Annotated in this window: 29 protein-coding genes; 23 read left to right on the forward strand and 6 right to left on the reverse strand. The window is 71.5% G+C overall.

What is annotated here, in order from left to right; genetic code table 11:
- Window positions 1-89: 89 nt before the first annotated feature.
- The 3 genes from ACO0E1_RS08585 (at window position 90) to ACO0E1_RS08595 (ending at window position 2,775) form a co-directional block, all read left to right on the forward strand.
- Window positions 90-728 carry a hypothetical protein gene (locus ACO0E1_RS08585; protein WP_422873811.1) on the forward strand — a complete coding sequence of 213 codons (639 nt, stop codon included), beginning with the start codon at window positions 90-92 and terminating at the stop codon, window positions 726-728.
- A gap of 385 nt (window positions 729-1,113) precedes the next feature.
- Window positions 1,114-2,016, forward strand: coding sequence for a family 16 glycosylhydrolase (locus ACO0E1_RS08590; RefSeq protein WP_422873812.1), 903 nt, complete (start codon window positions 1,114-1,116; stop codon window positions 2,014-2,016).
- Between the two features lie 117 nt (window positions 2,017-2,133).
- Entirely contained in the window at window positions 2,134-2,775 is a 642-nt protein-coding gene (locus ACO0E1_RS08595) for a hypothetical protein (RefSeq protein ID WP_422873813.1), read from the forward strand.
- 288 nt (window positions 2,776-3,063) lie between these two features.
- Here the strand turns inward: ACO0E1_RS08595 and ACO0E1_RS08600 are convergent, their stop codons facing one another.
- Window positions 3,064-4,026: a GrpB family protein gene (locus ACO0E1_RS08600; RefSeq protein WP_422873814.1), complete on the reverse strand. Its 963-nt coding sequence runs from the start codon at window positions 4,024-4,026 to the stop codon at window positions 3,064-3,066.
- Between the two features lie 45 nt (window positions 4,027-4,071).
- On the opposite strand from ACO0E1_RS08600, the gene ACO0E1_RS08605 reads away from it, so the two are divergent.
- The 4 genes from ACO0E1_RS08605 to ACO0E1_RS08620 all read left to right on the forward strand — a co-directional run bounded on the left by ACO0E1_RS08605 (window position 4,072) and on the right by ACO0E1_RS08620 (window position 6,848).
- Window positions 4,072-4,767: an alpha/beta fold hydrolase gene (locus ACO0E1_RS08605; protein WP_422873815.1), complete on the forward strand. Its 696-nt coding sequence runs from the start codon at window positions 4,072-4,074 to the stop codon at window positions 4,765-4,767.
- Window positions 4,768-4,776: 9 nt separating this feature from the next.
- Window positions 4,777-5,286 carry a tetratricopeptide repeat protein gene (locus ACO0E1_RS08610; protein ID WP_422873816.1) on the forward strand — a complete coding sequence of 170 codons (510 nt, stop codon included), beginning with the start codon at window positions 4,777-4,779 and terminating at the stop codon, window positions 5,284-5,286.
- 133 nt (window positions 5,287-5,419) lie between these two features.
- Complete coding sequence (locus ACO0E1_RS08615) at window positions 5,420-6,082, forward strand: dihydrofolate reductase family protein (protein WP_422873817.1); 663 nt, start codon at window positions 5,420-5,422, stop codon at window positions 6,080-6,082.
- Between the two features lie 100 nt (window positions 6,083-6,182).
- Window positions 6,183-6,848, forward strand: coding sequence for a DedA family protein (locus tag ACO0E1_RS08620; protein WP_422874082.1), 666 nt, complete (start codon window positions 6,183-6,185; stop codon window positions 6,846-6,848).
- 103 nt (window positions 6,849-6,951) lie between these two features.
- Here the strand turns inward: ACO0E1_RS08620 and ACO0E1_RS08625 are convergent, their stop codons facing one another.
- On the reverse strand, window positions 6,952-7,656 hold the full coding sequence (locus ACO0E1_RS08625) for a phosphatase PAP2 family protein (protein ID WP_422873818.1): 705 nt from the start codon (window positions 7,654-7,656) through the stop codon (window positions 6,952-6,954).
- Between the two features lie 107 nt (window positions 7,657-7,763).
- On the opposite strand from ACO0E1_RS08625, the gene ACO0E1_RS08630 reads away from it, so the two are divergent.
- Window positions 7,764-8,543, forward strand: coding sequence for a COG4705 family protein (locus tag ACO0E1_RS08630; protein WP_422873819.1), 780 nt, complete (start codon window positions 7,764-7,766; stop codon window positions 8,541-8,543).
- Here ACO0E1_RS08630 and ACO0E1_RS08635 read toward each other — a convergent pair.
- A complete protein-coding gene (locus ACO0E1_RS08635; RefSeq protein WP_422873820.1) occupies window positions 8,521-9,582 on the reverse strand; it encodes a sensor histidine kinase in 1,062 nt (353 codons plus the stop codon). The genes ACO0E1_RS08630 and ACO0E1_RS08635 overlap by 23 nt on opposite strands.
- The gene (locus ACO0E1_RS08640; RefSeq protein ID WP_422873821.1) at window positions 9,579-10,241 is read right to left on the reverse strand and encodes a response regulator transcription factor; all 663 of its coding nucleotides are present in this window, start codon (window positions 10,239-10,241) and stop codon (window positions 9,579-9,581) included. The genes ACO0E1_RS08635 and ACO0E1_RS08640 overlap by 4 nt, the downstream gene beginning before the upstream one ends.
- 84 nt (window positions 10,242-10,325) lie before the next feature.
- Here ACO0E1_RS08640 and ACO0E1_RS08645 point away from each other — a divergent pair, with 84 nt between their 5' ends.
- Window positions 10,326-11,075, forward strand: a complete 750-nt coding sequence (locus ACO0E1_RS08645; protein ID WP_422873822.1) for an ABC transporter permease — start codon at window positions 10,326-10,328, stop codon at window positions 11,073-11,075.
- 152 nt (window positions 11,076-11,227) lie between these two features.
- Window positions 11,228-12,817 (forward strand): Na+/H+ antiporter, encoded by a 1,590-nt coding sequence (locus tag ACO0E1_RS08650; protein ID WP_422873823.1) that lies wholly within the window; start codon window positions 11,228-11,230, stop codon window positions 12,815-12,817.
- 79 nt (window positions 12,818-12,896) lie between these two features.
- Here the strand turns inward: ACO0E1_RS08650 and ACO0E1_RS08655 are convergent, their stop codons facing one another.
- Together ACO0E1_RS08655 and ACO0E1_RS08660 are read right to left on the reverse strand one after the other, a co-directional pair.
- On the reverse strand, window positions 12,897-14,096 hold the full coding sequence (locus ACO0E1_RS08655; protein ID WP_422873824.1) for an MFS transporter: 1,200 nt from the start codon (window positions 14,094-14,096) through the stop codon (window positions 12,897-12,899).
- Window positions 14,093-15,208, reverse strand: coding sequence for a DUF475 domain-containing protein (locus ACO0E1_RS08660; RefSeq protein WP_422873825.1), 1,116 nt, complete (start codon window positions 15,206-15,208; stop codon window positions 14,093-14,095). Before ACO0E1_RS08660 ends, ACO0E1_RS08655 begins: the two co-directional genes overlap by 4 nt.
- Window positions 15,209-15,443: 235 nt before the next feature.
- On the opposite strand from ACO0E1_RS08660, the gene ACO0E1_RS08665 reads away from it, so the two are divergent.
- From ACO0E1_RS08665 to csrA, 13 genes are all read left to right on the forward strand, one after another.
- Window positions 15,444-15,707 carry a flagellar FlbD family protein gene (locus tag ACO0E1_RS08665; protein WP_422873826.1) on the forward strand — a complete coding sequence of 88 codons (264 nt, stop codon included), beginning with the start codon at window positions 15,444-15,446 and terminating at the stop codon, window positions 15,705-15,707.
- Between the two features lies 1 nt (window position 15,708).
- Window positions 15,709-16,536 (forward strand): motility protein A, encoded by an 828-nt coding sequence (locus ACO0E1_RS08670; RefSeq protein WP_422873827.1) that lies wholly within the window; start codon window positions 15,709-15,711, stop codon window positions 16,534-16,536.
- A 2-nt stretch (window positions 16,537-16,538) separates the two neighbouring features.
- Window positions 16,539-17,480 (forward strand): OmpA/MotB family protein, encoded by a 942-nt coding sequence (locus tag ACO0E1_RS08675; RefSeq protein ID WP_422873828.1) that lies wholly within the window; start codon window positions 16,539-16,541, stop codon window positions 17,478-17,480.
- A gap of 68 nt (window positions 17,481-17,548) precedes the next feature.
- Complete coding sequence (locus ACO0E1_RS08680; protein WP_422873829.1) at window positions 17,549-18,427, forward strand: flagellar motor switch protein FliM; 879 nt, start codon at window positions 17,549-17,551, stop codon at window positions 18,425-18,427.
- Entirely contained in the window at window positions 18,424-19,134 is a 711-nt protein-coding gene (gene fliN, locus ACO0E1_RS08685; protein WP_422873830.1) for a flagellar motor switch protein FliN, read from the forward strand. The genes ACO0E1_RS08680 and fliN overlap by 4 nt, the downstream gene beginning before the upstream one ends.
- A 6-nt stretch (window positions 19,135-19,140) precedes the next feature.
- Window positions 19,141-19,659: a FliO/MopB family protein gene (locus ACO0E1_RS08690; RefSeq protein WP_422873831.1), complete on the forward strand. Its 519-nt coding sequence runs from the start codon at window positions 19,141-19,143 to the stop codon at window positions 19,657-19,659.
- Window positions 19,656-20,486 carry a flagellar type III secretion system pore protein FliP gene (gene fliP / locus ACO0E1_RS08695; RefSeq protein WP_422873832.1) on the forward strand — a complete coding sequence of 277 codons (831 nt, stop codon included), beginning with the start codon at window positions 19,656-19,658 and terminating at the stop codon, window positions 20,484-20,486. The genes ACO0E1_RS08690 and fliP overlap by 4 nt, the downstream gene beginning before the upstream one ends.
- Window positions 20,486-20,761, forward strand: coding sequence for a flagellar biosynthesis protein FliQ (fliQ, locus tag ACO0E1_RS08700; RefSeq protein ID WP_402728668.1), 276 nt, complete (start codon window positions 20,486-20,488; stop codon window positions 20,759-20,761). Before fliP ends, fliQ begins: the two co-directional genes overlap by 1 nt.
- Complete coding sequence (locus tag ACO0E1_RS08705) at window positions 20,761-21,522, forward strand: flagellar biosynthetic protein FliR (protein ID WP_420364581.1); 762 nt, start codon at window positions 20,761-20,763, stop codon at window positions 21,520-21,522. Before fliQ ends, ACO0E1_RS08705 begins: the two co-directional genes overlap by 1 nt.
- Before the next feature lie 2 nt (window positions 21,523-21,524).
- On the forward strand, window positions 21,525-22,715 hold the full coding sequence (locus ACO0E1_RS08710; protein WP_422873833.1) for an EscU/YscU/HrcU family type III secretion system export apparatus switch protein: 1,191 nt from the start codon (window positions 21,525-21,527) through the stop codon (window positions 22,713-22,715).
- Window positions 22,712-24,766: a flagellar biosynthesis protein FlhA gene (locus tag ACO0E1_RS08715; protein WP_422873834.1), complete on the forward strand. Its 2,055-nt coding sequence runs from the start codon at window positions 22,712-22,714 to the stop codon at window positions 24,764-24,766. The genes ACO0E1_RS08710 and ACO0E1_RS08715 overlap by 4 nt, the downstream gene beginning before the upstream one ends.
- The gene (locus tag ACO0E1_RS08720; RefSeq protein WP_422873835.1) at window positions 24,741-25,646 is read left to right on the forward strand and encodes a hypothetical protein; all 906 of its coding nucleotides are present in this window, start codon (window positions 24,741-24,743) and stop codon (window positions 25,644-25,646) included. The genes ACO0E1_RS08715 and ACO0E1_RS08720 overlap by 26 nt, the downstream gene beginning before the upstream one ends.
- Window positions 25,647-25,679: 33 nt before the next feature.
- On the forward strand, window positions 25,680-25,955 hold the full coding sequence (csrA, locus tag ACO0E1_RS08725; RefSeq protein WP_422873836.1) for a carbon storage regulator CsrA: 276 nt from the start codon (window positions 25,680-25,682) through the stop codon (window positions 25,953-25,955).

A 25,955-nucleotide genomic window follows, 5' to 3' on the forward strand; every position in this document is an offset into this window, starting at 1 on the left:
CAAGGCCCACGACGGGGGGATGCGCCGGCCACCGTGCCCTCCACTGGGGCGCGCGACCCCGACCCGGCTGCGGCATGATGACGACTGCCATGGACACCACGACGACTCCTCCGCGCCACCGGGACGAGTCGGTGCTGCCGGCGCCGGGGGCGCACCGCCCGACGCCGTGGCTCACGGTGGCGCGGTGGACCGGACGACTGCTGCTCGTCGTCACCGTCCTGGCGGTCGTCCTCACCCGGGCGACGCGTGCGGAGTGGACCGCACAGGGCTACGACGCCGACGGGTTCCCGGTGAGCTGGGTGCCGAACACGACGCTCCTGCTCGTGCTCGTCGTCGGGATCGCCTGGCAGTGGGTCTGTGGACTCGCCGCTTCGCCTGACGCATGCTGGCGGGACGGGGACACACTCGTCGCGCCGACGGTGTTCGGTGACCGGCGGATCCTGGTGTCCGGCGCCCTCGTGCTCCCGTTCCGCCTGCTCGATCAGACGGGTGTCGTCCACGGCGGGCTCGTGATCGACCGGCGTCTGCGTGTCGTCTCGCTCGTTCCCGCGCTGTGGTCGGGAGGTCGTGGACGTCTCGACCGTCTGACCGGCCGCCGTGCCGACGGGACGTTCCTCGGTGCGGTGGGCGAGTACGCGCTCGGGTTCGGCTGGCTGCTGTCCGTGGTCGTGGTCGTCCTCGGCCTGATGGCTCTCGTCGACCTGCTCACCGGGGCGATGGGGCGCTGACCGTCGGTGCCTCAGCAGTCCTGACCAGCCGGGCGCCCGGAGGACCGACCCGACCGGTTCGACTGAGCCGGTCACGGTCACAGGACCGGGCGGTGTCGTCCGAGCCCACGCCCGACGACCGAGCACCTCGGGGTACACGAGCGGCCGCTCCGCGCTCCGAGCGGGGAATTCGGGGGACGTTCTCGGGATGACCCCCAAAAGGGGCACAGGATGATGCAGGATGTTCGCGGACACGTCACCGATTCCCTCGGGACGTGCGTCCGCCCCTGACGACTCCCCAACCCGAAGCCCTCGAGGAGCACGACATCCACACCCGAAGCACGTGCACGCCCATGCGCGGCACGACCCCCACGTCCAGTCCGTCCACCATCGATCGGCACGAGCGGTGAAGCGCGGGCGCATCGTCCTCGCGGCGGCCACCGCCTCCGTCCTGCTGATCGGGATCCCGACCGCTGCCTCCGCCCACGTGTGGGGCTGGGGCGGCCGGTGGCACCACGCACCACCCGTCGTGTCGCCCGAGCCGACCGACGACTCGACGAGCACGCCGAGCGAGGACCCGATGGCCACCCCGACGGAGACCCCGACGGCGGAGCCGACCGACGCTCCGACGTCCGACCCCTCCGCGGCCCCTGAGCAGGCCGCGCCGGAACCCGTCGCGAACGACGCATCCGTCGCACCCGACTCGTCGTTCGTCGAGAACTTCGACACGTCCGCGGTCACCGGCCTCGTCCAGTCCCTGTACCCGCAGTCGTGGCAGCCCTACCCCGACGGCACCTCCGGCATCTACGAGCCGAGCAAGACCGTCTCCGTCCACGACGGCGTGATGGACGTCCAGCTCGGCGGTGCGGGCGCTGCCGGCACGTTCGGGTCCAAGGACGGCGCGTGGGACCACGTCGGCGGCTCCTTCTCCGTCCGCGCCAAGGCCACGGGCGGCGACGGCAACGGCGCGGCGTTCATGCTCTGGCCGAGCTCGAACGTCTGGTCCGACGGCGAGATCGACTTCCCCGAGGGCAACTTCGAGTCGAGCCCGTCCGCATTCCAGCACTCGATGACCCCCGGTCAGGAGAACGAGCGCGTCCAGGTCGGCACCGGCGTCTCGTGGCGGGACTGGCACACGTACACGATCGACTGGGTCCCCGGCGAGTCGGTCACGTACAGCGTCGACGGCCAGGTCCTCCAGACCCTGACCGAGGACGTGCCGACGACCGCGCACCGCTTCATGTTCCAGACCGGCAACTGGGGCGCCGACGGCAACCTCCTCATCGACTGGGTCTCCACGACCGAGTGATGCAGGCCCGGACACGGGCCGGACGGGAGGCTCGGTGCCAGCTGGCACCGAGCCTCCCGTCCGTCTTCTGGTCGCCGTTGCGGTGGTGCGGGCTCCGTGGTTCGCTGGACCGGACAGATGGGGGAGTCAGTGATATCGACGATGCCGGACCCGGGGAACCCGTGGCCGCGTGACATGGTCCTGACGATCCAGAACGATGCGCACGCGCTGCTCGATCTGCTCTGGATCCGAGAGGCATGGGCGCTCGAGCCGGTCGGTGCGGACCTCCCGCCGCTGCTCGTCGACCCGCCCGAGCGGGAGCCCGACGGAGCCCGAGCGGATCGTGCGGGATGGTCGGCGGCGTGGCCCGGGCTGTGGCGCGCATGCCTCGCCCATGCCGGGTCGCAGCCTGATCCGCGAGCGATCGAACGGTTGCACGACCCGTCGATCCCGCGGGCCGAGCGGGCTGCGCTGCTGCAACAGGTGTCCGGGCCGTCATGGCAGGACGAGTTCGGCGATGTTGCGTTCACTCGTCGATACCGCCAGTGGACATCGGCGCGTTCCGACGAACTCATGGCGCCAGCAGCACTGCAGCGGTCGCCGGAACGTGACTGTCTCGAGGTCCTCGTCCCCGCGTGGCGAGCGGGGCTGACGACGATCGTCGAGATCCCGTGCCGTGGGACGTCCACACGACGGGTGGGACCGCACAGTCTCCTGGTGACTGCCGAGACGAGGAGCGATCCCGACGGCTACGCGGCGGCGCTCAGTTCGTTCGCGTGATCACTGGCCGCGGGCCGCTCGGGCCGGTCCGACGCTGGTGGCGTCGATCGAGTGCGCAGACGAGGTGACGGGAGCGCTGGGGAGGTCGGCAGAGTTGCGCACTCGTCTATGCCGGCGGGACGGATCGTCATCTCCGCGTGATGATCACCGGCCGCGGGCCGCTCGGGCCGACCCGATGCTGGTGGAAGCGATCGAGTGCGCAGACGTGGTGACGCGTGCGTTGGGTAGGCCAGTAGATCTGCGCACTCGTTCGTGCTGGCGGACGGAGTGTCACGTCCGCCCGAGTGATCACTGGCCGCGGACCGCTCGCGCTCGCGCCTTGATCGCGGTGATGACCTCGGTCTTGGCGTCGGCGTAGTCGTTCATGTCGTCCCACTGCCGTTCGAGCAGCGCGCGCTTCGTCTCCGAGTAGAGCGCCCGGTCGTCCGCGTCGGCGCGCAGGTGATCCCGCAGGAGCCGGTACTGGTCGACGGCGGGCGCATCGTGCTCGAAGACGTGCACGTGCGCATCTCGCGCGGGCGTCCGGACGAGCCGGTGTCCGGGCTCACGGACGCGGAGCTCGTAGCCGGCAGCAAGGAGCTGGTCGAGGTAGTCCTCCTCGGCGGTGATGTCCTCGACCGTCACGAGGACGTCGATGATCGGCTTCGCCGCGAGGCCGGGCACCGCCGTGGACCCGATGTGCTCGATCCCCGTCTCCGGCCCGGGCAGGACCTGACGGATGCGCCGCTCGTGCTCGCGGTAGCGCTCGGCCCACGCGGGGTCTGCGTCGTGGAGGGAGACCTCGATCGCCTCCGGTCCGCCGATGATGTCGACGGTCGTGACGTCCGGTCGGCGTGGAGCTCGCCGGGCGAGGAGGTCGAGCACGCCCTCGGGGTAGACCTGGTCGTCCGTGTCGATGGGCACCCACCGCACGGGGCTGCCCTCGTCGAGGACGACGAGTTCGGCGTCGAGGGGGACGGAGTCGAGAGCGGGGGAGGTGACCCCGAACACGTGGACGAACTCGTGTCCCGGGTGCCCCTCGAACGTGAAGATGTTCTCCAGCACGCCGAGCGGCTCGACCATTGCCAGTTCGACGTCGAGCTCTTCCCGGAACTCCCGGCGGAGTGCCTCCTCCGCGGTCTCTCCGAACTCGATCCCGCCGCCGACCGGCCGGTGGAACCGGAGGTCTCGGACGCGGTCGTGGTTCTCGGACAGCAGCACGTGACCGTCCCGGACCGGCAGTCCGACGGCGATGTTCCGGATGGACGACATCGTCCCACCCTGTCAGCGCATCCGCGGTCTCGCTAGGGTCGTGCCATGGCGGAGACCGGCGCGTTCGTGTTCCTGCACGCTTCGAACCGCACGATCGACGGGGCGTGGCCGGTGGCCTCTGGATTGCCAGACGCGCGGTTCGCGAGGATGCCGGGCTACGACTCCGAGTCGGCCGAGCCCGTGCCGTTCGACCAGGACGCGTGGGAGTCACGGCTCCTCCGGGCGTGCCCCGACGGTGCCGCGGTCGTCGCGCACTCGTTCGGCGGCCCTGTCGCGATGCGTGCGGCAGCCCGGCGGGCGGATCTGGTGCAGGCGCTCGTACTGTTCGAGCCGGCGGCGTACACACTCGCGCGCGGGACGACCGCGGTGGAGGACCACATCCGACGGATGCAGCCCGTGCTCGACCGCGCCGGGGCGCTCGACGCTGCGACCTTCGCGGTGGCCTTCGGCGACGCGATGTCGGGCCGGCCCGGCGCGTCGGCGCCGACGACCGCCGCAGAGCTGCTCGCGGCCGAGCGGCAGCGCATGCTGCCCGGTCCGTGGACACTCGACACCCCGGACCGCACGGGCGTCCCGACGCTCGTCGTCACCGGCGGCTGGAACGACGAGTACGAGACGATCGCCGCATGCATCGACGGGGCGGCGCACGTGGTCCTCGCCGGCCACGGACACCGCCCGCAGGACCACCAGGACGCGACGCGGGTCGTGCTCGACTTCGTGCGAGCCGCGTCGCCTCGGTAGCCTGGCGGGATGCCGATCGTTCCCGATGCCGTGCCCGCCGACGTCGAGTGGGAGAGCCTGGTCGACGCGCTCTGGGCCGACGAAGCCGTCGATCCCGAGTCCCGCGTGGCCCTGATGCGCGAACTGGCCGACTCCGCACCGCACCCCGCGCTCGGCGCGTTCGAGCTCGGCGGCGCCTACGACTCCTCCGGCCACGAGGACGAGGCAGCGGAGCAGTACGCCGCTGCGGCCGACGCGGGCCTGGCGACGGTCGATCCGCTCCGTGCGGCGCAGATGGCCGTCCAGTACGCGTCGACGCTCCGCAACCTCGGCCGGCTCGACGAGGCCATCGCGATGCTGCGGGACGCTCCCGAGCACGAGTCCACCGGCTCGGCGCCGAGGGTGTTCCTCGCGCTCGCGCTGCACAGCGCAGGCCGCCACGACGAGGCCCTCCGCGTCGCGATCGAGACCGTCGAGCCGACGCTGCCGCGCTACAACCGTTCCGTCCGCGCATACGCGGCTGCCCTGACAGACCACTAGTCGACGGACGGGAGGCTCGGTGCCAGGCCGCACCGAGCCTCCCGTCCGTCATCGTGACCGCTTCAGGGCCGGGGGGCGCCCTGTGCTGGTGGGGTCCAGACCCACGACGAGCCTCTCGTCGTATGGTTGCTGCGTGTCGATCGTCAGGGTGCACAACTTCGCCATCTCGCTGGACGGCTACGGGGCGGGGGCCAACCAGTCGCTCGAGCAGCCGTTCGGCCACGCCGATGGACGGCTCATGCAGTGGTTCTTCGGGACGCAGACGTTCCGCAGCATGCAGGGGGCGTCGGGCGGGAGCACCGACCTCGACGACCGGTTCGCGCGCACGTGGGGCGACGGCATCGGCGTCGAGATCATGGGCCGCAACAAGTTCGGTCCGGTCCGCGGGCCATGGCCGGACGACTCGTGGACGGGTTGGTGGGACGAAGACCCGCCGTTCCACACCCCGGTCTTCGTGCTGACGCACCACCCGCGGGAACCGCTGTCGATGGCGGGCGGGACGACGTTCCACTTCATCGACGCGAGCCCCGCCGAGGCACTCGCACAGGCACGCGCTGCGGCACCCGGGTCGGACGTTCGGATCGGGGGCGGTGTCGAGACGGTCCGCCAGTTCCTCGCCGCCGACCTGGTCGACCGCATGCACGTCGTGCTCGTCCCGATCGTGCTCGGACGGGGCGAGCGGCTCTGGGACGGTCTCGAGGGCCTCGAGGACCGGTTCACGATCGAGGCGACCCCGTCGCCGTCCGGTGTCGTCCACCTGACGTTCGAGCGCCGGGAGATCACCCCCGCCGGGTGAACCGCGTCATCGGAACGGACATGCGGCGTTGCAGGGTCCGCGCTGCCCCACCGCATTCTTCGAGGTTCCTTGGGGATGGTCGGGAACAGTCGGCGGCATGATGCTCCCGCTCGCGATCCCGCTGTTCGACGCCTCCTCGCTGCTCCACTCCTTCGGCCCGTGGGTGCTGCTCGGCATCGGCATCGTCGTCTTCATCGAGTCCGGGGTGCTGTTCCCGTTCCTGCCGGGCGACTCGTTGCTCGTCACCGCCGCGATCCTGGCGACACCGCTCGGCATCGCACCGTGGCAGATCGTCGTGGTCGGGATCCTCGCCGCGGTCGCCGGCGACCAGGTCGGCTACTGGCTCGGTCGGGAGTTCGGCCGGCGGTTGTTCCGGGACGACGCGCGGGTGCTCAAGACGTCGCACCTGCGCGAGGCCGAGGCGTTCTTCACGAAGTACGGGGCACTGTCCCTCGTGCTCGGCCGTTTCGTGCCGGTCGTGCGCACGTACGTCCCGCTCGCCGCGGGCACCGCCGACCTGCGCTGGCGCCGCTTCACGCTCTGGAACGTCGTCGGTGCGGCGACCTGGGTCGTCGTCATGACGATGGTCGGCGTGCTCCTCGGTGGCATCCCGTTCGTCGCCGACCACATCGACGTCCTCGCGATCGTGATCGTCGTGGTCTCCGTCCTGCCGGTGGTGATCGGCGCACTCCGCACACGGCAGAAGCGTCGCGCGGCCGCGCGACAGGACCGCGGAGCCCAGGACGAGCAGCGGGTGATCGGGTGAGCAGACCGCTCGCGTCACCCCGTGGCGGACGGGAGGCACGGTGCCAGCTGGCACCCTGCCTCCCGTTCGCACGTGGCCGCGTTCCGGGCGCGACCCGCCGCGCTCAGGCCAGGAACGGGATCCGCGGCGCGATGCCGCGGACCCACACCGCCCGGACGAACGGTGCGACGCCGAGGGCCCAGACGACCGACGCCAGGACGTCCGTCGGGAAGTGCACACCGTCGACGAGCAGCGAGCAGAGGACGACGAGGACGACGAGGACGACGAGCGGTGCGGCGACGCGGACGGCCTCGGCGGCCCGGGTGTCGGCGAGTAGCAGGACGACCGCGACGGCCGCGGCGACGACGAACACGGAGTGCCCGCTCGGGTAGGACGCGTCGACCTGCGCGGGGGAGAACGGATGGGGGAGCTGCAGCGCGTCGGGGCGGGCACGGTGGACGACGAGCTTCACGACCGCTGACGGCAACCACGTGCCGGCGATCACCACCGCGAATGCCGCTGCGGGCCGCACGTCGCGACGGACCGCCCAGATCACAGCTGTCGCGACCACGGTCAGCAGGATCGCCGGGACGGGACTGAACAGCTCGTAGACGGTGTTCGTCACCACGCCGACGAACCCGGTGTGCGCCGAGTTGAACCAGGTCACCACCGGCAGGTCGACACTGCTGTCGTGCAGCACCACCCCGGCGACGAGGACGGCGATGACGGCCGCTGCCGCGACGATGCCGGTGCGGGCGACGGAGGCTGGACGGAGGATGCCGGAGCGCCTGCGCTCGGAGCGGCGCGGGCGGGTCAGTTGCGAAGTCACGCGTCGATCGTCGCGGGGTGGTTCCCAGACGGCTCCAAGAACCCGGGACGTCGACTCAGACGGATTTCTGAGTGATTCCTTGTCGGGGAGTCCATACGTTCCCGGCCATGCGAACCTCCATCTCGACGTCCGGCACCCGCAACAAGGTCCCGGACCCCACCGCCTCGTTCTGGATCATCAAGGTCCTCGCGACCACCGTCGGCGAGACCGCCGCCGACCTCATCAGCACGACGCTCGGGTTCGGGCTCCCGCTCACGACCGTCGTGATGGCCGCGGTGCTCGTGCTCGTGCTCGTCGTCCAGTTCCGCGCCAGCGGGTACCGGCCGACCGTCTACTGGGTGACGGTGGTGCTGATCAGCATCGTCGGCACGTGCATCACGGACAACCTCACCGACGGGCTCGGCGTCAGCCTCGTCGTCAGCACCGCGGTCTTCGCGCTCGCACTGGCTGCGGTGTTCGTGATCTGGTTCCGCGTCGAGGGGACCCTGTCCATCCACGAGATCGACACGTTCCGTCGCGAGGTCTTCTACTGGCTCGCGATCCTGTTCACCTTCGCGCTCGGCACCGCCGCCGGTGACCTCATCGCCGAGCAGACGGGCCTCGGGTACCTGCCGGCGCTGTTGCTCTTCGCCGGGGGCATCGCGCTCGTGTCGGTGCTCTTCTTCGCCTCCCGGGTGAACGCCGTCGTGTGCTTCTGGGCGGCCTACGTGCTGACGCGTCCGCTCGGAGCGTCGCTCGGCGACCTGCTCTCGCAGCCGGTGTCGGACGGCGGGCTCGGGTTCGGCACCATCGCCACGAGCGTGCTCTTCCTGGTGGCGATCGTCGGCATCGTCGGCACGGTGTCCGTGCGACTGCGCCGGGGGATCAGCGCGCCGACGGCAGTGTGAGCAGGAACGTCGTCCCGGCCGGGCCGGTGTCCTGCACCCGGACGGAGCCACCGTGCCGGACGACGATCTCGCGGACCAGCGCCAGGCCGATGCCGTAGCCGGTCCGTCGCGGTGGCGCGCCGCCCGCGTTGCTGGTCGGCGTGCCGTCCGGCTTGCTGGTCGGCGCCGACGTTGCGCCGGCGGTCGGCGTGCCGTGGGCGAACCGGTCGAACACGCGCGACGGGTCGACGCCACGGATCCCGTCACCGTGGTCGGCGACGCTGATGTCCACCCAGCGGCCGCGTTCCCGGACACCGATCTCCACGACGCTGTCCGCCGGTGCATGACCGACCGCGTTGTCGACGAGCGCGACGATGCACCGGCGGAGCGCCACCGCGGGGACGGTCACCCTCGCGTCGGTCGGCGGGTGCTCGATGCGGATGCCGTGCTCGTCCGCCAGGACCTGCAGGTCACGGACCGCCGCGTCGAGCTCGACGCCGACCCGCGTCGGGCCGGACGTTCCGTCGTCGGTGGCGGTCGCCGCCTGGAGCAGGTCGTTCACGATGTCGACGAGCGCACGCGTGTCGTCCCGGAGGGCGTCGACGACCTCGCGGTTCGGGTCGTCGGCCGCGGTCTTCCGGCTGAGCTGCTGGACACGGGCGTTCATGACGGTGAGCGGTGTCCGGAGCTCGTGGCTGGCGTCCGCGACGAACGTGCGCTGCAGACGGAGCGCCTCGCCGATCGGGACGACCGCACGCCGCGCGATGATCCACGTCGCGAGCCCGGCGAGGAGCACGGCGCCGACGCCGATCACCGCGAGCGCGAGGACGAGCTCGTCGCTGTCGACGAAGATCCGCGTGGCGTTCTCGGCGTGCTGCTCGAGCTCTTCGCGCGGCGTCGACTGCCAGAGCACGAAGGCCAGCACCAGCCCGATGATGACCACGACGAGCCCGGCGGAGACGGCTGCGACCTGCCAGCCGATCCGGATCGCCGACCGTCGGACGGCGGTGTGGTCCGGGTCGTGGTCCGGACCGGTCTGGCGCGGTCTCGGCCCGCTCACGGTGACCCGATCCGGTACCCGATGCCACGGATCGTCGTGATGAGCTCACGGTCGGTCTTCCGGCGGATGTAGTGGACGTAGGTGTCCACCGTTCCCTCGAGCTCGCTCGCACCGAACACGCTGGACAGGATGTGCGCGCGGGAGAACGCGGTCGTGGGTGACTTGGCGAGCAGCTCGAGCAAGGCGTTCTCGCGGTCGGTCAGCTGGATCCGGCCGGAGTACGGCGAGTAGACCGTCGCCGTCGCCGGGTAGAACGTCCACTCGCCGATCGGCACCGGGTCGCCCTCGGACGTGAAATCGCGCGTGAGTGCACGGAGTCGTGCGGAGAGCTCCTCGAACTCGAACGGCTTGACGAGGTAGTCGTTCGCACCGGCGTCGAGACCGGACACGCGGTCGTCGAGCGTGCCGAGCGCGGTGAGCATGAGCACCGGGGTCGCGTCACGACGGGCGCGGAGACCGGCGACGACCTCGACGCCGTCGATCCCCGGCAGCCGACGGTCGACGACCATCACCTCGAACATCCGCTCCGCCGCCAGACGGAGCGCGTCCTCGCCGGTGGTGGCGAGCGTCACATCCCAGTCCTCACCGAGGACGTCGGCGACGAGGGGGCCGAGTCGAGGGTCGTCCTCGACGAGCAGCAGTCGGGACGCGGTCGTCACGTGGCCTCCGGGTGGTCGATGTCCTCCACAGGGTGCCACACACGCCGGTCACGAAGCGGTGTCCGCACGTGGCAAGGTCGTCTCATGATCGAGTGGAGCGCCGTCGTGTGGACGCTCATCGGCCTGCTCGTCCTCGTCGCCGTCGCGACGACGGTCCTGCTCGCCACCCGTGCGCCGTCGCCGTGGGCGCCGGCGCTGGCGGTGCTCCGTGGGACCGCGCAGCTCGCGGCGATCAGCCTGGTCCTCGCCGGCGTCATCCGGGATCCGGTCTGGATCGCGATCGCCCTGGTGGTGATGTTCAGTGTCGCGGCGACGACCTCGGCGCGCCGGCTCGGCACGTTCCGGCAGCGCATCGGGCCGGTCGCGCTCGCGATGGCGGCCGGCATCGTCGTGTCGCTCGGCGTCGTGTTCGCCACCGGTGCGGTCGCGTTCACGCCCCGCTACGTGCTGGCGGTCGGCGGGATCGTGATCGGCAACGCGATGACCATCGCGACGCTCTCCGGTCGGCGGTTCGTCGAACTGGCCGACGACCGGTGGGACGAGGTCGAAGGGTGGCTCGCGCTCGGTGCGACCCCGCGCCGGTCCACGGCGGACCTGGTGCGCCGCGCGGTCCACGCCGCGATGGTCCCGACCACCGACCAGACCAGGACGACTGGCCTCGTCACGTTGCCCGGCGCGTTCGTCGGTGCGATCTTCGGTGGGGTGTCGCCGCTCGACGCCGGTCGGTTCCAGATCGTCGTGCTCGCGGCGATCATCGCTGCCGTCGCGATCGTCGCGACGGTGTTGACGGCGTTCCTCGCACCCGTCAGGACCCGGCCGGCGCCCCTCGACTGACCTTCGAACACATCGACGGGCAGGCGTTCCGCGACGTACCCCTGACCTGACCTGACCTGACCTGACCTGACCTGACCGTCGGCGCCGCCGAGGCCGACCGCAGCCCGTTCTGCGAGCCGCGCACAGGCACCGCCTGCCATGCTCTGAGGCCCATGGAACTCATCGCACCCGAACTCGTCGTCGTGCTCGCCACGGCGATCGCGGTCGCCACCGCCGTCTCCGGGCGGATCCGGATCGCACCGCCGGTGCTGCTGCTCGTCTTCGGCGCCGGGATCGCGTTCATCCCGCAGTTCGGCGGCCTGGAACTCCCGGCGGAGGCGGTGCTGCTGCTGTTCCTCCCCGCGCTCCTGTACTGGGAGAGCCTGACCATCTCGCTCCGGGAGATCCGCGCGAACCTGCGGGGCATCGTCCTGATGGGCACGCTCCTCGTCGTGGTCACCGCGGGCGGCGTGGCGACGCTCCTGCACCTGCTCGGCATGCCGTGGGGCCCGGCGTGGGTGCTCGGTGCCGCGGTGGCTCCGACGGACGCGACGGCCGTCGGCGCGCTGACCCGGTCGCTGCCGCGCCGGAACACGACGGTGCTCCGCGCGGAGAGCCTGGTGAACGACGGGACGACGCTCGTCGTCTACGGGATCGCGGTGGCCGTGACGGCGGGCGAGCAGACCCTGACGGCGTGGAACGTCAGCGGGATGCTGCTGCTCTCCTACGTCGGTGGCATCGCCGCCGGGCTCGTGGTGTCCTGGCTCGGCATGCAGGTCCTGCGGCGGGTGCACGCCGTCGTGCTGGAGAACCTGCTCACGCTGCTCGTCCCGTTCGTGGCGTTCCTGGCCGCGGAGGCGATCGGTGCGTCCGGCGTCCTCGCCGTCGTCGTCGCGGGGCTGGTCGTCAGCCAGGTGGCTCCGAAACTCGACCGAGCCGAGACCCGGCAGCAGGTGCGGTCGTTCTGGTCGTTCGCGACGTTCCTGCTCAACGGCGCGCTGTTCGTGCTCGTCGGCATCGAGGCGACCATCGCCGTCCGCGCGCTCGGCATCCGGGAACTGTGGCTCGGGCTCGGTCTCATCGGCCTGGTCTCGGTGACGCTCGTGGTGCTCCGCTTCGCCTTCCTCAACGCGTCGTGGGGTGCCGTCAAGCTCGTCACGCTGCGCACCGGCGGCACGCCACGAGAGGGACACCGTGACCGGGTGGTCAGCGGCTTCACCGGGTTCCGTGGGGCGGTGTCGCTGGCGATGGCCGTCGCGGTGCCGCGCATGGTCGAGAGCGGTGCGGCGTTCCCGGACCGCGACCTCATCGTGTTCGTCACGGCCGGCGTCGTCGTGGTCACGATCGTCGGGCAGTCACTCGTCCTCCCCGCGGTCGTCAAGTGGGCCGACTTCGGCGGTCGCGACGAGGTGGTCGACGAGCGTCGGGACGCCGAGCGGACCGCGATCGAGGAGGCGCTCGACGCCCTGCCGCGCCTGGCCAAGCGGCTCGGGGCCGACGACGAGGTGGTCGAGCGCATCCGCGCGGACTACGAAGGCCACCTGGCGCTCGTCCGGGCGGAGCAGAGCGACGAGACAGACCACCCGTTGCTCGCGAAGCGCGGCGATGCGGTGGAGCTCGAACTCGAACTCGTCCGGCACAAGTCGGCGACGGTGCTCCGGATGCGCGACGACGGCGACATCGACGACCTGGTGCTGCGGCAGGTCCGGGCGGAGTACGACGCCGAGGAGACCCGGCTGCTCCGCCAGGGCGAACGCGACTGACCAGCGGCCGACGACCCATCCAGCACGACGACCCATCCAGCACGGCGACCCAGACGGCACGACGACCCGGACGGCACGCCTACTCCGCCGAACGCGCCGCCGTCCGCTGCACCCCGGCGGCCGGCGCGATGACGACCGCGATGACGAGCAGCGCCGCCGGCACGAGCATGGTGAGCTGCAGCCCGAGGTGCTCCCCGAGGAAGCCGAGCGTCGGCGGCCCGACCAGGAACGCGATGTAGCCCGCCGCGGCGACGACGGACACGCGACGGTCGCCGTCCGTCGGGTGGTCACCCGCCGCGGAGACGGCGAGCGGGAAGCCGAGCGCGATGCCGAGTCCCCAGACCACCGCCGCGATCGCCGTGAGGAGCGGGGTCGGCGCGAGGACGACTCCGAGCACCCCGATCGCACCGACGGCTGCGCACGCCCGGATCACGGCGCCGCGTCCGAAGCGGGTGACGAGGGGCGTTCCGGCCGACCGGCCGATGAACATCGCGAGCGCGAAGCCGGTGAACACGAGGGAGCCGAGGACCTCCGGCGCGTCGTGCTCGTTCGTCATGAGGAGCGGCAGCCAGTCGCTCGCCGATCCCTCGGCGAACGCCATCGCGAGCGTGATCACCGCGATGAGGAGCAGCTGCACGGTGACGACACCACGGCGACGCACCGGGCGCGTGCCGTCAGCGGCGGGAGCCTCCACCCGGGGCAGCGGCCGGAGGTTCGTCGCGGCGAAGACCGCGAGCGCGGCCATCACGGCCGTGGCGATCGTCAGGTGCACGACGACTGGGGTCTGCGCGGCGGTCATCGCGATCCCGACGACCCCGCCCGCGACGGTCCCGAGACTGAAGCAGGCGTGCAGCATCGGCACGACCGGCCGGCCGGTCGCACGCTCCTGCGCCGCGGCCTCGACGTTCAGGCCGATCTCGGCGACGCCGGCGCCGAAGCCGATGAGGAACAGCCCGCCCCAGACCCCGACGGCGAACTGCGCCGGTGCCAGGACACCGACGAGCAGCATGCCGAGCACCGGCAGCGCGGCGCCGACGAGGACGAGCGGGCGGGTCCCGAGTCGGCGGACGAGTGCTCCGGCGCCGAGGATGCCGATCATCGACCCGATCGACAGGCCGAACAGGACGATGCCCATCGCCTCGATCGACGCGCCGAGGTCCGACCGGACGGCCGGGGTGCGCGTGACCCACGACGCGATGCCGAACCCGGTCATGGTGGACACCGCGAAGAGCGCCAGCCGGTGGAGTCGGGTGGGTGTCGGCGCCGTCGCTGTGCTCACGCGCCCACTCTCGCACGGCGGACCCACGCCCGCCACGGCAGTGACGTCGCGAGCGCCAGACCGATGACCACCGAGCCGAACCACCCGACGACGGTGCCCGGGATCGGCACGAGCAGGCTCGTCCACAGCAGCACCGACAGCACGCCGAGCACGTACGCAGCCCCGGCCTTGAGGTACCGGAGCCGCCGCAGCCCGGCCGCCTGGTCGAGGTGCGAGGTCAGACGTGCGAGGAACACCGCGCCGACCGCGATCGCCGCGCCCGCGACGCCTGCCTGCTCGAGCGCACCGATGCCGTCGGACCCGAGCGGTCCCGACCCGGACAACGAGTACGCCCCGTCCAGGATCTCGAACAGCATGAACACGACGAGCCCGCGCTCGAACACGACCGTCGACGCGTACGCGTGGATCCGCCAGGCGCCCCGCCCGGTCCCGATCGACGCGGTGTCCGTCGTCCCGGCGGGGGAGCGCAGCGCCCACTTGGCCACGCCCTTCGACCCGAGGTACCCGACGGTGCCCGCGATGCCACCGAGGGCCACCGGCACCACCGAGACGGGCTCCCACGAGGAGGTGGACCCGACGAGCACGGACGTCAGCACCACACCGGTCCCAGCGGTGACCAGCGACCAGACGCGCGGCCGCGCGACGGCGGCGAGCCGGGCCTCCAGTCCGCCCAGCCAGGACCTGCGGGACGCGCGGTCCGTGTTGAACAGGTACTCGGCGAAGACGAGCCAGATGAACGACGCACCGAAGGCGGCGAGTGCCGGGCGGACGTCCTGCAGGTGTGCCGCGAAGGTACCCGGTGCGAAGACCGCCTCGGACACGGCCGACGCCGGGTCCGAGGCGTCGCCGACGGCGACTGCCGCCGGCGGCAGCAGCAGTCGCATCGCGAGGACGCCGGCGACGATGCCGAGCGACAGGAACAGGCGTCGTGCCGGGGAGTGCAGCCGGCTGGCGATGCCGGCCATCGGGACGGACGAGTCGGCCGCCATCGCGATCTCGAGCAGGGCGAGCGCGATGAACGCGAGTGCCGCGGGCGGGCCGAGCGTGAACCAGGCGAGTGCGGCGACGGCGGTCGTGGTGAGCAGGGGGACGGTCAGCAGGGATCTGGCCATCACCCCATGGAGCGCTCCGAACCTGCGCTGGTCGTGCACCCGGCCTGGGCACGGCCTGGAGGCTCGGCGTGCGTTCCCGAGATCGGGTGACGGCCGGTCCCCACTTGCGCGGACGCCCGCGCACCTAACGAGCGGCGCCGTGCGTCCGATAGACACCGCTGACCACCCACGGAAGGGCGGCCGCACACCCTGCCCCACGGACGGCGGCGGGGACGAGACACACCAAGGACGGGCCATGATCGTCGTCACACGACTCAACGGCAGCGGGTTCGCTGTCAACCCCGATCTCGTGGAGCGCATCCAGGAGACGCCGGACACGACGCTCATCATGGTCGACGGCGCGAAGTACATCGTCCGCGAGTCCATGGCCGAGGTCATCGACCGGATCGCCGCGTACCGCGCCCGGATCGTCACGATGGCGTACGGCACCGAGCCACGCAGTGCCACGGGTCCGCAGCCGGTCCTCGCGCCCGTCGCACCGCTGCACGGGGAGCGCTGACGTGGACATCGCAACGATCGTCGGGATCCTGCTCGCCTTCGGCGCACTCTTCGGCATGGTCGAGATGGAGCACGTCGAGCTCGCCGGCCTGTTCCTCCCCGCGCCGATGCTGCTCGTGTTCGGCGCGACCATCGGCTGCGGCATCGCGAGCACGACGTTGAAGGACGCCATCGCCTCGTTCAAGTCGGTCCCGAAGGCGTTCACCGGCAAGGTCACCCCGCCGGCGTCGGTCATCGACGACGTCGTGGGCCTCGCCGAGGTCGCCCGCGCCAACGGCCTGCTCGCGCTCGAGCAGGAGGCCGACAAGCACTCGGACCCGTTCATGAAGAAGGCGCTGCAGAACATCGCCGACGGCACCGACGGCGACGAGCTCCGGATCCTGCTCGAGGACGAGATCGAGTCGAACGCCGCGCCGGTCCGCAGCGCGAGCTCGTTCTTCATGGGCCTCGGCGGCTTCGCCCCGACCGTCGGCATCATCGGCACCGTGGTGTCGCTGACCCACGTGCTCGCGAACCTCGGCAAGCCGGACGAGCTCGGCCCGCTCATCGCGAGCGCGTTCGTCGCGACCCTGTGGGGCCTCCTCACCGCGAACTTCCTCTGGCTGCCGATCGGCGGGAAGCTCCGCAAGCTCGCGCAGCTCGAGTCCGACCGCCAGACGCTCCTGATGGAGGGACTCCTCGCGGTGCAGGCCGGCAGCCAGCCGCGGCTCCTCGGTGAACGCCTCAAGGCGATGGTCCCGCCGGCCGCCAGGGGCGACGGCGCCGCGGCGAAGGGCAAGGGCAAGGCCGGCAAGGGCGAGTCCGTCGACGACCAGCAGCTGGCGGCCTGACGATGAGCGCGAACCCCCGTGGGCGCGGGCGTGGACGCTCGAAGAAGGGCGGTCACGACGAGGCAGAGCACCCCGACGAGCGCTGGATGGCGTCCTACATGGACATGATCACCGTCCTGATGTGCATGTTCCTCGTGCTGTTCGCGATGTCGACGGTCGACCAGCAGAAGTACATCGCGCTGAAGACCTCGCTCGCCACGGGCTTCGGCGAGGTCAAGACGGACAAGATCGACACCGCGAGCGGTACCGTCGTGAAGAAGAACGAGGTCACCGACGGCAAGGGCTACTCGGTCGACAACGCGAAGGCCGACCACTCCACCGCGGCGTCCGGCAGCAAGGACACCAACACGGACCCCGCGTCGACCGCCGTCCCGGCCGTCCCCGCCAGCGCGACCAAGCAGGACGTCGCCGCGGCGAAGCAGGAACTCGACGACCTGCAGGCGATCGAAGCGGCGATCAAGGCGAACCTCGACAAGGCGGGGCAGACCACCAACGTGCAGTTCACCGTCGACGCCCGAGGACTGACCGTGCGGCTGGTCGGCAGCGAGACGTACTTCGGCACGAACAGCGCCGACCTGTCCGACCAGGCGAAGGCGATCATGGACGCGATCGCACCGGTCCTGCAGACGGCCGACCACGACGTCAGCGTCGAGGGCCACGCCGACCAGCGGAACTCGACCGCCCCGTACGCGACGAACTGGGAGCTCAGCGCGGCCCGTGCGACCGGGGTCCTCCGCGACCTGGTGGAGCGGGGAGGCATGCCGGCCGACCGGATCCAGAGCGTCGGGTTCGGGTCGAGTCGGCCGCTCGCGAAGGGGAGCACCGACCAGGACCTCGCGCTGAACCGACGCGTCGACATCGTGGTGCTGTCGAACGCCGACCAGGACGTCAGCGCGCTGATGCCGGCGCTGGCGAAGGCGCAGGACGGGGCGCGATCCGGCTGACGCCCTCCGGCCCCCAGAAGTGGGCACAGCACTGACGGGTGGGACGGGTCGACCCGATAGACCCACCCGTGACCGAGACCCTGCCAGCGCCCGAGGTGTACGACTTCGCGCGCCCGTCGACGCTCGCCCGCGAGCACGCGCGGGTCCTCGAGCTCGCCTTCGAGACCTTCGCCAGGCAGTGGGGCACCCAGCTGACCGCCAAGGTCCGCGTGGTCAGCCAGGTCACGTGCGAGCAGGTCCAGATGATGACGTACGACGAGTACGCCGCGTCCCTGCCGGCGCTCACGGGCATGGCGCTGCTGCCGATCGCCGACACGACCCCGAAGGGCGTGCTGCAGGTCCCGCTCGACGCCGCCCTGACGTGGGTGTCACACGCGCTCGGCGCCTCGAAGCCGTTGCCGGCGCCCGACCGTACCTTCACCCCGATCGAGCAGGCGCTCGTCCGGAAGATCATCGAGGACGCCCTCGACGACCTCCGGTACTCGTTCGGCGGGCTCCTCACGCACGACGTCACCGTCGGCGGGTTCCAGTACAACTCGCAGTTCGCCCAGGCCGCGCAGAAGGGCGACCTGATGATCGTGGCGTCCTTCGAGATCCGCGTCGGCGACCGCATCGCCCCCGGCACGCTCGCCCTGCCGGCCGAGGCCGTGCTCCCGCAGCTCGGCGAGGCCGCGGCCACCGTGTCGTCCGCCGACGCCCGCGTGCTCCTCGACGCCCAGCTCGCGAGCGTCCCCGTCGGCGTCTCGCTGCGCTTCGCCCCGGCCGCCGTCCTGCCGTCGCAGGTCCTGCGCCTCGCCGTCGGCGACCTGCTGCCGCTGCCGCACCCGCAGCACCGTCCCCTCACCATCGCGGTCGACGGCGAGCCCGTCGGCACCGCCGCCGTCGGCGCGAACGGCTCGCGCCTCGCCGGCATCGTCGTCACCACCACATCGGAGCTCCCCGCATGACCGCCACCACCACCCTCCACACCGGTGCCGCCGAGGCACTCGTCGCGCAGCTCCCGACGGCGGCGCCCCTCCGCGCGCTGGCACTGCCGGGAGGCCCGAACGCCGCCGTCCTGGAGGCTGCGGTCGACGGTGTGGTCGCGTCCTTCGTCGGCGGGCTGTCCGCGGACCTCGCGGTGGTCCTCACCGACCTGGACCAGATCGCCGCCGCCGGCGGCACCGACCACGGCCTCGTGGCGGTCACCGACGTGCTCCGTCCGTCGCTCGAGGGCGCGGTGTCGGCGCTCGGTGTCGGCGTCCTCGGCGAGGCCCGTCGTGAGTCCGCCGCGTCGCTGTTCGCCGACCCGGACACCGTGGTGTTCGAGCTCACCGCCGGCGGGCTCCCCGGCGGCTGGTTCGGCATCCGCATCCGCGAGAACGGCACCGTCGGCGCCGCGCCCGTGCAGCACGTGTCGATCCCCGCCGGCAACCTCGGCCGGATCAACAACGTCGAGATGACCCTGACGGTCGAGATCGGTCGCACCCGGATGTCCGTCCGCGACGTGCTCGGCATGGAACCGGGCGCCGTCGTCGAACTCGACCGCTCCGCCGGTGCGCCCGCCGACGTGCTGCTGAACGGCCGGCTGATCGCGCACGGCGAGGTCGTCGTCGTCGACCAGGACTACGCCGTCCGCATCACGAAGATCCTCGACGTCGCCGAAAGCCTCTGACCCGACGTGGACACGCTCGTCATCACCCTCCGCGTCGCGCTCTCGCTCGGCGTCGTGCTCGCCCTGATGTGGGTGCTGCACCGCCGCGTGTCGAAGGGCCAGTTCGGCGCGGGGAAGAAGCCGCGCGGACGTCGGTCCGCCGCGGTGGAGGTCGTCGCCCGACAGGGCATCGGCGGCAAGGCGAGCGTCGTCGTCGTGGACGTCGAGGGGGAGCGCCTCGTGCTCGGCGTGACCGAGCACGGCGTCAGCCTGCTCACCAGCGGCGAGGCACCCGCGCCGGAACTCACGATCGTGACCGGTCCGGTCGCGCTGCCCGTGCGTCCGACCCCGTCGGCGGAGCAGTTCCGTCAGGAACTGGCCGTGCAGACCGACGCCGCCACGAGCCTCCCGTCCGACCTGCCCCTGCGCCCCCGGAACCGTGACCGCCGTGCGGTCCCGACGTCCGCGCAGCTCCAGGGGTCGATCCTGTCCGCCGACACCTGGCGGCAGGCCGCCGCCGCCCTCCGTTCCCGGCGGGCCGGGTGACCGCCGCGCGCACCGGGCGCCTCGTCCTGCTGGTCCTGCTCGGCCTGGCGATGGTCGCCGGGTTCCTCATGCTCACCGCGACCGGCGCACACGCGACCGGGGTCGTCCAGCCGACCGCGCCGGCCACGCCCTCCGCGCCGGCGTCGCCGTCCACCGGCGGGTTCTCCGTCAGCGTGAACGGGCCGGACGGGCAGCCGTCCTCGGCCGTCGTGACGCTCATCGGGATCACGCTGCTGAGCGTCGCCCCGGCGCTGATGCTGATGATGACGTCGTTCACGAAGATCTTCGTCGTCCTCGCGATGACCAGGAACGCGCTCGCGCTGCAGTCGATCCCGCCGAACCAGGTGCTCGCTGGCCTGGCGCTGTTCCTGTCGCTGTTCGTGATGGCGCCGGTGATCGGGCACATCAACGACGACGCGCTCCAGCCCTACCTGGCGGGCCACATCGACTTCCAGCAGGCCGTCGACATCGGCACGAAGCCGCTCCGGACGTTCATGCTGCACCAGACGCGCGAGGAGGACGTCGCGCTCATCACCCGCGCTGCCGGTCAGGGCAACCCGAAGACGATGGCCGACGTGCCGATGACGACCGTCATCCCGGCGTTCATCATCTCCGAGCTCCGCAGCGCGTTCATCATCGGGTTCGTCATCTTCATCCCGTTCCTCGTCATCGACCTCGTCGTCTCCGCGGCGCTCATGTCGATGGGCATGATGATGCTCCCGCCGGTGATGATCTCGCTGCCGTTCAAGATCCTGCTGTTCGTGCTCGTCGACGGGTGGGGGCTCATCATCAAGTCGCTCATCGAGAGCTACCAGGTGGTGCACTAGTGGACCAGCAAGCCGTCATCGATCTCGTCCTGCAGGCCCTCATGGTCGCGGGCAAGCTCGCAGCACCCGTCCTCGTGACGTCGCTCGTCGTGGGCTTCGCGATCTCGCTGTTCCAGTCGGTCACGCAGATCCAGGAGGTCACGCTCTCGTTCGTGCCGAAGGCCCTGGCGGTCGCCGTCGCGCTGGTCGTCTGCGGCAACTGGATGATCTCGGAGATGGTCGCGTTCACGCACTTCGCGTTCGACCAGATCCCGAAGCTCCTCGGGGTGGGCTGATGGAGCTCGCCATCGACTTCGACTCGCTCGAGGGCACCATGCTCGCCGGCGTCCGGATGATCGCGTTCTTCGTGATCGCGCCGCCGTTCTCGTACAAGGCGTTCCCTGCGACCGTGAAGGTCATCCTGGCGCTCGGTCTCGCCGTCGGCGTCGCGCCGCGCGTCACCGCCGGGTACGAATCGCTCGACACCGGGGCGTTCGTCATCGCCCTCGTCACACAGCTCGTCGTCGGTCTGGTGCTCGGCTTCCTGGTGTACCTCGTGTTCGCGGCCGTGCAGTCCGCCGGCGCGCTCATCGACCTGTTCGGCGGGTTCACGCTCGCGCAGGCGTACGACCCGCAGTCGCAGGTGAACGGCGCGCAGTTCACCCGGTTGTTCCAGATGGCGGCGCTCGCGCTGTTGTTCGCGTCCGGCGGGTACCAGCTCATCGTCGCCGGACTCGTCCGGTCGTTCGACGCGGTGCCGCTCGTGGACGGTTCCTTCGCGCTCGGCGGGGTCGCGTCCGTGCTCGTCACGGCGCTGTCGCAGATGTTCCTCGCGACGCTGCAGATCGCCGGCCCGCTCGTCGTCGTCCTGTTCCTCGCCGACGTCGGCCTCGGGCTCCTGACCCGTGTGGCACCGGCGCTCAACGCCTTCCAGATGGGCTTCCCGATCAAGATCGGCCTGACCGTGATCTTCGCCGGTGCGCTGTTCATGGCGCTGCCGTCGATCGTCTCGTCGCTGACCGGTGACGCCGTGCAAGCGATCACGGGGAGGGGGTGAGCATGTCCGACTCCGGTGAGAAGTCCGAGAAGGCCACCGCCAAGCGGATGAAGGAGGTCCACAGGAAGGGTCAGCTCGGCCGCTCCCAGGACCTCGGCGCGTGGATCGGCATCGCCGTCGCCGCACTCATGGTGCCGGCGACCATCGGCAAGGCGGCAGCAGCCGGGCAGGCGCAGCTGGACGCCGTGCGCGTCGTCATCGCCGACCCGACGATCGGCACCATGCGCGGGGTGTTCGACGAGGCGATGGGCTCCATCGCCGCGACGCTCGGCCCGATGCTCCTCGTGGTCCTCGTCGGCGTCACCGCGGCCGCCGTCGCGCAAGGTGGCGTGCACTTCCGGTCCCTGGCCCCGACGCCGGAGCACTTCGACCCCGTGCAGGGCATCAAGCGGGTGTTCGGCACCCAGGCGCTCTGGAACGGCGTGAAGGCCCTCGTGAAGACCGCGGTCGTCGGCCTCGTCCTCTGGTTCGCCGTCCAGGGGCTCGTCCCCGTGCTCATGACGAGCGGCTCGCTGCCCCTGTCCGCGGTGCTGGCTGCCGCCGGTGCGGGTGCGGGAACCCTGCTGCGCGCGGCCATCGCCGCCGGTCTGGTCCTCGCCGCGCTCGACGTGTTCGTCGTGATCCGCCGGAACCGCAAGCGCACCATGATGACCAAGCGCGAGGTCAAGGACGAGAACAAGACCGCAGAGGGCGACCCGCTCGTCAAGGGCCAACGGCGCTCCCGGCAGCTCGCGATGAGCCGGAACCGGATGATCCAGTCGATCGGCACCGCGGACGTCGTGATGACGAACCCGACGCACTACGCCGTCGCGCTCAAGTACGAGCCGGGCAAGTCCGCACCGCGCGTCGTCGCGAAGGGGGCGGGTCCCGTCGCGTCGCTCATCCGTGACCGAGCGCTGGAGGCCCGGGTGCCGATCGTCCGCGACGTCCCACTGACCCGTGCCCTGCACGCCGCGTGCGAGCTCGGGCAGGAGGTCCCCGTCGACCTCTACACGCCGGTCGCCCGGGTGCTCTCCTTCGTGATGGCGCTCAAGGCGAAGGGTGCCGCCGCCGGGACGCACGCGCCGCCTCGGCCCACGACGCCGGACGAGGTCGCCACCGTCCTCGATCCGGCGACCCTCACCGGGGACCTCCGCCCCCGCAGGCTCCGCACGCCCCGCACGACCCCGTCTCCCGAAGAGGTGCCAGCATGAACCGCAAGGACCTGCCGAAGCTCGCCGTCCCGGTCTTCATCGTCGGCATCATCCTGCTGCTGATCCTGCCGGTGCCGTCCTTCCTGCTGGACTTCCTGATCATCTGCAACATCCTGCTGGCGCTGGTGATCCTGCTCACGACGCTGTTCGTGAAGAAGCCGCTCGACTTCTCGGTGTTCCCGTCGCTGCTGCTCGTCGCGACGCTGTTCCGGCTCGGGCTCAACGTCGCCTCGACGCGGCTCGTGCTCGGCGAGGGCTTCGCCGGCGACGTCATCCAGGCGTTCGGCCACGTCGCGGTCTCCGGCTCGATCATCATCGGCGCGGTGATCTTCCTGATCCTCGTCGTCATCCAGTTCGTCGTCGTGACGAAGGGCGCCGAGCGCGTCGCCGAGGTCGGAGCGCGCTTCACCCTCGACGCGATGCCCGGCAAGCAGATGGCGATCGACGCCGACCTGAACGCCGGGCTCATCACCGACGTGCAGGCGAAGGAGCGTCGTGCGGCGGTCTCCGCCGAGGCCGACTTCTACGGCGCGATGGACGGTGCGTCGAAGTTCGTCAAGGGCGACGCGATCGCCGGCATCCTGATCATCGTCATCAACCTGATCGGCGGCATCGCGATCGGGATGCTGCAGAACGGGCTGTCGATCACGGACGCGCTGTCGAAGTACGGCATCCTGACGATCGGCGACGGGCTCGTCACGCAGATCCCCGCGCTCCTGATGGCCGTCTCGACCGGCATGATCGTGACCCGCTCGGGCGCCGAGTCCGAGATGGGCTCGTCGGCGGCGACGCAGCTCGGGCAGTCCAAGAACGCGCTCATGATCGCCGGTGTGGCCGCGATCGCGATGGGGTTCATCCCCGGCATGCCGATCCTGCCGTTCCTGCTCGTCGGCGCGACACTCCTCTTCACGGGCTGGCGCATCGGGCGGAACGCTGCCCGTGCCGAGCAGCAGGCGGAGCAGCAGCAGGCCCTCGAAGCCGCCGCACCCGCCGGTGACACCCCGGAGGACCTCGTCGAGCAGATGCGCGTGCACGCCCTCGAGATCCTGCTGGCGCCCGATCTCGTCGACATGGTGTCCGGCGCGTCGGACGACCTGCTCGGTCGCGTCCGGGCACTCCGCCGGAAGATCGCGATGGACTTGGGCGTCGTGGTGCCGCCGGTCCGCACCCGGGACAGCATCGACCTGCCGCCGTCGACGTACGCGATCCGGATCGCCGGCGTCGAGGCCGGTCGTGGCACGGCTCCGGCACGGAGCGTCCTGGCGCTCGGCGACCAGCTCGACGGACTCCCCGGCGACGCCACCGTCGAGCCGGTGTTCGGGCTCGCGGGCAAGTGGGTCCCCGCCGAGCTCCGGCACGCCGCGGAGATGACCGGCGCCACCGTGATCGACCGGGTCTCCGTCCTCGTCACCCACCTGCAGGCGGTCATCGGCGACAACGCCGCACGCCTGCTCACGCGCGAGGACGTCAAGGTCCTCACGGAGGGCGTGAAGCAGGTCAACCCCGCCGCGGTGGAGGAACTCGTCCCGGGGATGCTCTCGATGGCCGAGCTCCAGCGCGTCCTGCAGGGGCTGCTCGTCGAGCGCGTCCCGATCAACGACCTCGGCCGGATCTGCGAGGCGCTGACGCTCCGCGCGAAGGTCTCGACCGACCCGGAGGGGCTCGTCGAGGCCGCACGCGCCGCGCTCGGCCCGGCACTGCCCGCACGCCACCTCGAGGAGGGCGTGCTCCGCGTCATCATGATCGACCCGCTGCTCGAGCAGTCGATGCTCGAGGGGCTCCGGCCGTCCGAGCAGGGGACCCAGATCGTCCTCGACGCGCACCGCATCGAGCAGGTCCTGGGCTCGGTGCGCGACGCCGTGCGGAACGTCGAGGAGCAGGGCCTGTCCGCCGTGCTCGTCTGCGCACCGCAGCTCCGCCCGGCCGTGCACCGGATGGTGTCCGCGCAGTCGAACGGCCTGCCCGTGCTCTCGTACCAGGAGGCCACGGCAGCGGGATCCACCATCGAGACCGTGGGAGTGGTCCGTGCCGCCGACCCGATTGCAGCGTAGCGCCGCGACGCTCGACGACGTCCGCGACGCCGTCCGCGCCGAGTTCGGCCCCGCAGCGAGGATCGTCTCGGCCGAGAAGGTCACGAGCGGCGGGATCGGCGGACTGTTCCGGCGTGCGCACGTCGAGGCGACCGTCGAGGTGCTCGACACGACCGACGTCCCGACGGCGCGGGTCGCGATCGCCGACGGCCCGGCCGTGCGCGTCGGGATCGCCGCCCTGCTGGCGGACGCCGACGAGGCCGAGGCCCGCATCGCCGCCGCCGACGGCACGTCGTCGACGCGTGCCGACGCGTTCGCGTCGGTGCTCGACGGGTTCGTCGCCGACGGCATCGCACCCGGCCCCGTGGCGGGCACCGGTCGTCCCGTGGGGGGCGATCCGAGCCTCCAGGCCGGTGCCGCGGCGGTGCCGGGAGGCCCGTCCACCGTCACCGACGTCGACTCGGCCGGGTCGCGACGCGCGCTGGCCGCGGGGCGGCCGTCGGTGCCGGCCGTGCTGTCGGCGGACGGTGACCTCGTCGTCCTCGTCGGCCGTGCCGGGGACGTCGACGCCGCCGCCGGCCTGTTCGCGGCGCGGCACGACCTCCGCGCGACCGACGCCAGCGATCGCCGTGGCGGGATCCTCGCCAGGGCCGACGGCGTCCGCGAGGGGTACGCGCTGCTCGGTGTCGCGACGTGGGACGACCGCCGCACGCTCGACGGTCTGGTGCCCGACCAGGTGTGGGTCGTCGTCGACGCCGGGCGGAAGACCGAGGACAGCCGGGCGATGGTGTCGTCGGTGGCGGCCGCGGTGACCGTGGCCGGCGTGCTGTCGATCGGGGCGTCCGAGACCGCGACGCCGGACTCCGTGCACGAACTCGGCCTGCCGGTCCGCGTGCTCTGACGGATTGCTTCCGGCGGTCGCTAGGCTGTGCGGGTGCTGGTACTCACGCGGAAGGTCGGCGAGCGGATCCTCATCGGGGACGACATCGTCATCACGGTGCTCGACTCCCGCGGCGACGGCGTGCGCATCGGGATCGATGCACCCCGGGGCGTGAAGATCCAGCGTGAAGAGGTCGTCCGAGCCGTCGCCGAGGCCAACGTGGAGGCGACGCAGACCGCGTCCGACGACGCCGAGGCGCGACTGCGCGAGGCGCTCGGCGGCGGAGCCGGCTCGTCGTCGCCGTCCTCCTCGTCCTCGTCGGCGGACTGA

The sequence above is a fragment of the Curtobacterium guangdongense genome (assembly GCF_049341845.1).
Classification (GTDB): Bacteria; Actinomycetota; Actinomycetes; order Actinomycetales; family Microbacteriaceae; genus Curtobacterium; species Curtobacterium guangdongense.

Excerpts from the sequence above, each read along its gene's own strand:
- ACO0E1_RS08715 (WP_422873834.1), top strand. The coding sequence starts at position 22,712 with ATGAACCGCAAGGACCTGCCGAAGCTCGCCGTCCCGGTCTTCATCGTC.
- ACO0E1_RS08610 (WP_422873816.1), top strand. The coding sequence starts at position 4,777 with ATGCCGATCGTTCCCGATGCCGTGCCCGCCGACGTCGAGTGGGAGAGC.
- ACO0E1_RS08710 (WP_422873833.1), top strand. The coding sequence starts at position 21,525 with ATGTCCGACTCCGGTGAGAAGTCCGAGAAGGCCACCGCCAAGCGGATG.
- ACO0E1_RS08675 (WP_422873828.1), top strand. The coding sequence starts at position 16,539 with ATGAGCGCGAACCCCCGTGGGCGCGGGCGTGGACGCTCGAAGAAGGGC.
- ACO0E1_RS08600 (WP_422873814.1), bottom strand. The coding sequence starts at position 4,026 with ATGTCGTCCATCCGGAACATCGCCGTCGGACTGCCGGTCCGGGACGGT.
- ACO0E1_RS08645 (WP_422873822.1), top strand. The coding sequence starts at position 10,326 with ATGATCGAGTGGAGCGCCGTCGTGTGGACGCTCATCGGCCTGCTCGTC.
- ACO0E1_RS08595 (WP_422873813.1), top strand. The coding sequence starts at position 2,134 with ATGGGGGAGTCAGTGATATCGACGATGCCGGACCCGGGGAACCCGTGG.
- ACO0E1_RS08585 (WP_422873811.1), top strand. The coding sequence starts at position 90 with ATGGACACCACGACGACTCCTCCGCGCCACCGGGACGAGTCGGTGCTG.
- fliN (WP_422873830.1), top strand. The coding sequence starts at position 18,424 with ATGACCGCCACCACCACCCTCCACACCGGTGCCGCCGAGGCACTCGTC.
- ACO0E1_RS08620 (WP_422874082.1), top strand. The coding sequence starts at position 6,183 with ATGCTCCCGCTCGCGATCCCGCTGTTCGACGCCTCCTCGCTGCTCCAC.
- ACO0E1_RS08660 (WP_422873825.1), bottom strand. The coding sequence starts at position 15,208 with ATGGCCAGATCCCTGCTGACCGTCCCCCTGCTCACCACGACCGCCGTC.
- ACO0E1_RS08665 (WP_422873826.1), top strand. The coding sequence starts at position 15,444 with ATGATCGTCGTCACACGACTCAACGGCAGCGGGTTCGCTGTCAACCCC.
- ACO0E1_RS08630 (WP_422873819.1), top strand. The coding sequence starts at position 7,764 with ATGCGAACCTCCATCTCGACGTCCGGCACCCGCAACAAGGTCCCGGAC.
- ACO0E1_RS08705 (WP_420364581.1), top strand. The coding sequence starts at position 20,761 with ATGGAGCTCGCCATCGACTTCGACTCGCTCGAGGGCACCATGCTCGCC.
- ACO0E1_RS08605 (WP_422873815.1), top strand. The coding sequence starts at position 4,072 with ATGGCGGAGACCGGCGCGTTCGTGTTCCTGCACGCTTCGAACCGCACG.
- ACO0E1_RS08650 (WP_422873823.1), top strand. The coding sequence starts at position 11,228 with ATGGAACTCATCGCACCCGAACTCGTCGTCGTGCTCGCCACGGCGATC.